Source organism: Flavobacterium sp. 38-13 (genome assembly GCF_001899155.1).
GTDB lineage: Bacteria > Bacteroidota > Bacteroidia > Flavobacteriales > Flavobacteriaceae > Flavobacterium > Flavobacterium lindanitolerans.
This window is the reverse complement of record NZ_MKVG01000004.1, coordinates 124,517-131,549: the sequence shown is the minus strand read 5'-3', so window position 1 is coordinate 131,549 and position 7,033 is coordinate 124,517. Positions and strand designations below refer to the sequence as shown.

Below are 7,033 nucleotides of genomic sequence, written 5' to 3'. Positions count from 1 at the left end.
CGTGAAATGCTCGGCATCAAGCAAGACGCCCTAGCCTACGAATTGGGCGATGACTGGAACCAAAAGAAAATCTCTCTCCTGGAACAAAAAGAGTCCGTAGAAAAGGATATTTTAGAACAAGTGGCTAAAATCCTGAAAGTGCCTAGCGAGGCTATTGAGAATTTTGACGAGGATTCTGTGATAAATATTATATCAAATACCTTTAATGAGGGGTCGATAGCAAACGCTACTGCTGAAAATATACAATGTACTTTTAATCCAATTGATAAGATTGTTGTACTATACGATGAAAAAATTGCCCTTTACGAGCGTATGTTAAAGGAAAAGGATGATATGATGGCGAGGTTGGAAAAGTTGATTCACGAAAAATAAGTATTAGTAATCCCAAACTATTTTAGCTCAATGGGAGAAAAAAAAATTGACAGTAATTCAGGAGTTCAAGCAAACGTTGGATTTGATTTTCAAAGAAACACTTGTATTTATATATTTCTAGAAAAGTATAGTGCTTTAAAAGACCAAAATTATTTCATAATGTTAGAGCATTATGATGATATTGTTTTCGGAATTTTAAATGAAAAATCCGAACTAGCAGAAATAACAACATATCAAGCTAAAAAATCTTCAACTACTTGGACAACAAATCAATTATATGAGATTATTCAAAAAATTTGTAATTCTGGAGTTGAGTTATTAAAGGATGAATTAAAGAAATCTTCTTCATATTCTCAATTACATCATTTTATAACCAATAATACAGTTTCTCTCGACTATACTTGTTCTACTTCAAAAAAAACAAAAAGGTTCTATGTTAATGAAACAAACGAATCTGTAAAATACCCTGATTTACCAGTAGATTGTCAAACTAATTTAAAAAAAGGAAATGCCAAGGTAACATTTGATAAAGATCAGTTAGATCAATTCCCTAATTTAAATTTCAGCTTTATAGATATTGGGCGTAACACAAAAAGTCAATTAGAACTGTTATCGGGAAAATTTAAAACCGTATTTGGAAAACTTATTCTAGATCACGACGCAGCAAGAGATACTTTTATTTTTAATCTAAAAGGAATTGAAAGTACATATAATATGGGCGACCAACCCAAATTAAAAGATGTATCAAAAAGATTAGAATCAGCAAAAATAAATGAGATCCTAAATATATTGACTACAAAGAATCTTGCTCTTGAAATGTGTCGAAAGAAAGCAGAAAAAATCCATGATGAATTGGGAATAAATGTAGTTGACGCATTAAATTTTGAACTTGATTTTGAAAATAGTTTAGATCATTTTAAAGACTTAAAGCAAGGAGAGCATCAAAAAATAATTAAATACATTGAAAGTAAAAAGCCAACATTTGTAAGCTATACTAATGATGTGAATTGTATTAAATATCTACATGACGATTTTTTAAAATATAATAGCTCTGTATTGTCTCCTACTCAACTAAAAGCTGCAATAGCAGCTGGTTATTATCAAATACTTTTACAAAAATGAAAACAAAATTAAAACTCAATAAAATATTTATCCATAGTGAAGTTAATAAAAAGAGTTTTTTTACTGACTTTGGAAACAACCTTAATGTAATCTATGGGGCAAATACTTCGGGTAAAAGTACCTTAATTCAATTAATACTATATACGTTTGGAATCAATGATAATAAAACTAAACTGGTAAAAATATTATCAGAAAATATATTTACACGTTTAGACATAACAATAATAAAAGGGACACAGAATAATGATTTTACTTTTGTGCGTAATGATGAAACCCTATTCATTAAAAACCACACAGAAAATAAGATAATTACATTTAATGGTATTTCTGGTAATAGTTCTGTTGAACATGCAAAATTGAAAGAATTTTTCAATAATTTATTTGATTTTGATTTGCTGTTAGAATCTAAAAGCGGAATTTCAAAAGCGCCAATAGAAACAATCTTTTTACCCTACTATGTATCACAAGATGTGGGATGGGTATATTTAAGAAAGTCCTTTAGTAATCTTGATTTTTATAAAAATTTTAAAGATGACTTTTTAGACTATTATTTAGGAATCTCAAAACTAGAAGATAAAGAACGAAAAAAAGAACTTGAAAATGAATTGAATGATAAAAAGTTAAAATATAACTTCTATCTTAATTTTGAAAGGACTGATAAAACAATTGAGACAGCTAAGCTTATTGATGATTCTTTTAAAGGAAAAGGACAAGAATTTATCAACGAGATAGCACAAAGAAAATCAGAGTTATTAGAACTGGAAAATGAATATGTAAAAAAATCAAATATATTGACCTATAATACTCAAAGACTTTCTGTCGTATCTAAGGTTAGTAGAAATCATAAACATCAGTTCCCTGGCAAAGATAATTGTCCTATTTGTCAACAGGTATTACCAATAGATACGAAAGAAATATATCAGTATTATCAGGAAGAAAATGATTCAATTAAAATAAAAGAAAAGATTTCATCAGACAATAAAAAAATACAATCAGAAATCAATTCATTAAATAAAAAAATTAGTGGATTACGAGATATGTTAGCGAATGATTATCATAGACATGTAATCTATTCACAGAAAAATGTTACGCTTGATGAATGGATAAAAACGCAGGCTAATATAAAACTCGAAGATTCAATAATTGCAAACATTGGAAAATTAGATTTCGAGATTAAAGAGTTGCGAGATAAATTACAATTATTTAAAGATGACGAAGATTTAGAAAACGAGCGATTAATTAAAAATAGAAAATTTAAAGACTATTATAACCTTAATAATAAAAAACTTGGCGTTCCGCAGTTGGATGATAGAAGGTTCAATTATATATATGAATTATCAAGTTTTCCTTTTCAAGGTGTTGAGTTACATCTTGCTGTTTTGAGCTATCATTTTGCTTTTAACAAGATCATTAATGAAACAAATAATATTCATAGACTTCCTTTAATGCTTGACAGCATCTTTAAAGAGGACTTAGATGGAAAGAGTAAAGATAAAATTTTGGATTTTATTTGTACTAACACACCAAAAGATACTCAAACAATTATTTCATTAGCTGATAATAAACTAAAAGACCCTAAAATAGAATACTATAAAAAGACATTTTTCAATAATGATACAAAACTAATTTGCATTGGCGATTCAACTGAAAAGCAATCAATTTTAAAAGATCATCATAGCGACTTAGATAATTTACTGAATAACACTTATGAAATTATGGAACATGTTTAAAATACATTATTCACAAGTTATATTTTAATCCCAAATTAAATACATCAAATAATTATCAAAATAATAAACTTTTAAATGAACATAGAAGATATTTTTTTAAAGTTTAATAGCGGAGAACCAAGAGACCGTTACTCTTTTGAAACATTTATATTAAATCTATTAAAATACCATATTGAGAACCAAAGAAAAAAATTTTCTTTAGTTAAAGGTCTGAGGAGAATTGGTAATGCCTATGCAGAAGATGGATTTGATAGTTTTGAGGGTAATACTTTAATTGATGTTAAATATAATTTATATAGACTACAACCTAAGTTTATAAGTGATTTATATATTCAAAAATTTAATTACTTAGGAAAATCTTCTATGTACTCAAATCTCCTAATAATTAGTTCTGAAACTGTTCCAGAAAAAATTATCTTAAAAATTACAAATGAAATTTTATTATTAAATCCAGAATTAAAAATATCAATTTGGGGACCTAAAGAAATCTCTAAAATAGCTAATAAGCACAAAGCAAAAGCAACAGAAATTGCTAATAATTTGTTTTCATTAAGATTAGAAAATGCTGTTACTAAAGAAGTTGGTGATTGGAAAAGAGAAAGAGATGAAAAGATTGACCTTTTAAAAGAATCTTATGAACGTAGTCAATTTTCAATGTTTCTGGGAGCAGGAGTATCTAGTAGTGCTGGAATGCCGGATTGGAATACACTTCTTAATTCACTATTTGTATCTTATTTAACGCAAGAGCTTAATCAACAAACAAACATATCTGATGAAGATATAAAGCAAATTGTTGAAAGGCTAAATACTATAGATGAACCATCAGCATTAATGGCAGCTAGATATTTAAGAAAAGGACTTTCTAAGCAAACTAGCGAAATGAAAGATTTTACTAAAGCAATAACAGAGAATCTTTACAAATTGCGAGATACAACAAAAAAATTAGATTCTGATTTAATTACTGCTATTTCTAGCTTGTGTATGCCTAGAAGAACAGGAGCAAAAGTTAAAACTTTGATCACATACAATTTTGATGATTTACTTGAAAGACAATTAGCTTCAAAATCAATACAACATCATAGTATTTATACAGAAAATGAAGCTTTCGACCCTGATGAATTACCGATCTACCATGTTCACGGTTTTTTACCAGAAGATATAGAAAAATATGAAGGATTAGAAAAGAGCACGTTGGTTTTTTCAGAAGAAGGTTATCACCAAATTTATACTGATGCTTATCATTGGTCGAATCTTGTACAGCTTGCTAATTTACGCGACAACAATTGCTTAATGATTGGACTTTCTATGGCGGATCCTAACTTGCGAAGACTTTTGGATATTTCAGCAAGGAATATAGACAGACCTAAGCATTATGCATTTATGAAAAGATTATCTGTTGAAAATTTTGCATATTCAGAATTTAATGGAGCTAGAAATAAACAAATCAATAATGTAGAAGGGGCTGAAGAATTTTTGAATAGACACCATAAATTAAATGAAGAAATAATGAAAGAATTAGGAGTTTCAATTATATGGTATGCATCATATAATGAAATCACTGAAATTCTAAATAAAATTAATTCTTAATCAAAATATTTTTAAAGTACACATTCTTCTCCATTCGGTTGAGTTCCCTACTCTATTTTATGCTGGGTTTGCGTGAGGGATAGCAGCGAAAAGCCCACAGCGAGGCACGAGCGAGGACTTGTAGCGGATAGCCCGACCCGTAGGGGCACGCCCAAAGGAAAATGTTTTTAAAAGTTGCAGTCGGTGACTTTAAAGAAACTTAATCTCATGCATAACCTCACTATAACTTTCATTACAAACAACTTTTTCGCTACCAAAACAAATTATAGCTTTTCCGTTTTCATCTTCGCAGATGTGCGTGATTTTGTCAATAAAAATCAGACAGCGTTTACCATTAGTTGTTGTAACAGTAATGTGATTATCCATAGCTTTGATTAAGTTATCCAGGTATTGAACAGTATTAAAGAGGCAATAAAAAATGTTCCAAAACCAATGCCTATTAACTTTAGATTATTACTCAAGGTATTTCTGTTTTTTCTAAAAATTATCGAATGACCGATAATAAAAAGAATCCAGATGATTATAGCCAGAAGAATAAAGAATCCGCAATATAGATTAGTCAGATCATAGCCTCCGCCGCCAATACTTTGATAGCTTTGTTTCGTTAATGGAACGCTGGCAATAAGAAGTATTGGAACAATTAACAATGCTAATTTTATAAAAAAGCTTTTTTTCTGCATAGGGTTGAAAATAAATTTAGCCTCCTTGGACAAGCTTTTCTAATAGCAAATCCAGGTTCACCGAAGCGAATCCGGAACTATGGTCCGAGAGTCCGTATGGAATAATCAGGTCGTTGTTATGTATGATGGAACCACAAGAGTAAACAACGTTGGGAACATAACCTTCGCGTTCATCGGGATTGGGCATAATGAGCGGTTCTTTTAAACGTCCTATTTCTATTTCTGGATTGTCAATATCTAATAATGAGGCGCCAATACAATAGCGTCGCATTGGTCCAACGGCATGTGTTATGATAAGCCAGCCGTATTTGGTTTCTATAGGTGAACCGCAGTTTCCTATCTGTACCAATTCCCATGGATATTCCGGACTTTGTATTTTTATTGGTTTTTCCCAGATATTGATATGGTCGGAATACATCAAGTAATTATTCCAGCCGTCAATACGGGAAAGCATGGCATATTTCCCATTAATTTTTCGGGGAAATAAAGCCAGGTTCTTGTTTTTTGCTCCGGAACCGTTTAACGGACTTGTTTTGAAATCATAGAAATCATAGGTCTGAAGGAGTTTTGGCATGATGTGATTTCCGTCGTAAGCGGTATATGTACAGTAATAAATTACTTTTCCGTTTTCTTTTACGAATTTGACAAAACGGGCATCTTCTATCCCGTTGCTTTCAAAATCTGAAATTGGGAAAATAACCCTGTCGCTTATATCGGTATCCTTTGAAAAACTTATTTTTCGATAGCTGTCAGATAACGCCAAAATCATATTGTATTGCGTGATTATCTTTTCGTCTTTTGTTTTCTCTTTGGCTTCAATAACCACTTTTTTGAGGCTGTCATAATCAAAACGCTCGCCCAGTTTTTCGTCTACAGCTTTTAAGAAATCATCATTAATATCTGCTTCCTGTGCTTTTTTGAGGAAAAGCTTTTTGTTATAGACCATGTTATGGACTTTTTCAGCTTCATCAATATAATTTCCGGCAGGAATTACAGTTATATTTCCATGCTTGTCTATCATGGCACGTCTGAAAACTACTGAAGAAACATGCCCCTCTCCCACTGCCCTAAAGCTAATCAGTACTCGAAGTTGGCCTTCTTCAAGATTAGTCTGGTCAGGATCGGGAACAATTGACGGATTGAAAAAAGCAGCCGATTCTATGGAATATTCATGCGTAAAATAAGAACCAATGAGTAGTTTGGTGTAATCGTCAAGTTTTTCATAATTACCGCCTGCTTTCTCAATATAAGCTTTTACCCTGTCACAATGTTTCAGTAGCTTTTTGGTAATATTTCTATGACGTTTTGAAAAATCCTGTAGCAGTGGAGAAATTAATCCAAAAACGGTTTCGTTATCCAGAAGTAATAGCTTTTTAAGGAGTTCAACAGCACGTTCTTCGCCATTGAAAAAATACCGGGCAATGACACGTCCGGAATCGGGATATACTTTTATAGGTTTTCGTTCAACAGACAATCTCATGGGCATTGTTTTAAAAAATTTTCGATGAAATATTAAGAGTATCCTGTTTTGGGATGAAAAAA

General features: G+C 31.0%; 6 protein-coding genes. 4 read left to right on the top strand and 2 right to left on the bottom strand.

Features of this window, described 5'->3' with window-relative positions; genetic code table 11:
* The 4 genes from BGO88_RS01705 to BGO88_RS01690 all read left to right on the top strand — a co-directional run.
* The coding region (locus BGO88_RS01705; RefSeq protein WP_286705736.1) for an XRE family transcriptional regulator at window positions 1-372 on the top strand (372 nt) is incomplete at its 5' end.
* 30 nt (window positions 373-402) lie between these two features.
* On the top strand, window positions 403-1,494 hold the full coding sequence (locus tag BGO88_RS01700) for a hypothetical protein (protein ID WP_286705735.1): 1,092 nt from the start codon (window positions 403-405) through the stop codon (window positions 1,492-1,494).
* A complete protein-coding gene (locus BGO88_RS01695) occupies window positions 1,491-3,224 on the top strand; it encodes an ATP-binding protein (RefSeq protein WP_286705734.1) in 1,734 nt (577 codons plus the stop codon). The genes BGO88_RS01700 and BGO88_RS01695 overlap by 4 nt, the downstream gene beginning before the upstream one ends.
* A 75-nt stretch (window positions 3,225-3,299) precedes the next feature.
* Window positions 3,300-4,811: an SIR2 family protein gene (locus BGO88_RS01690; RefSeq protein ID WP_286705733.1), complete on the top strand. Its 1,512-nt coding sequence runs from the start codon at window positions 3,300-3,302 to the stop codon at window positions 4,809-4,811.
* A 374-nt stretch (window positions 4,812-5,185) separates the two neighbouring features.
* Here the strand turns inward: BGO88_RS01690 and BGO88_RS01685 are convergent, their stop codons facing one another.
* The gene (locus BGO88_RS01685) at window positions 5,186-5,491 is read right to left on the bottom strand and encodes a hypothetical protein (RefSeq protein WP_286705732.1); all 306 of its coding nucleotides are present in this window, start codon (window positions 5,489-5,491) and stop codon (window positions 5,186-5,188) included.
* Window positions 5,492-5,507: 16 nt separating this feature from the next.
* Entirely contained in the window at window positions 5,508-6,971 is a 1,464-nt protein-coding gene (locus tag BGO88_RS01680) for a glycoside hydrolase family 130 protein (RefSeq protein WP_286705731.1), read from the bottom strand.
* Between the last annotated feature and the right edge of the window lie 62 nt (window positions 6,972-7,033).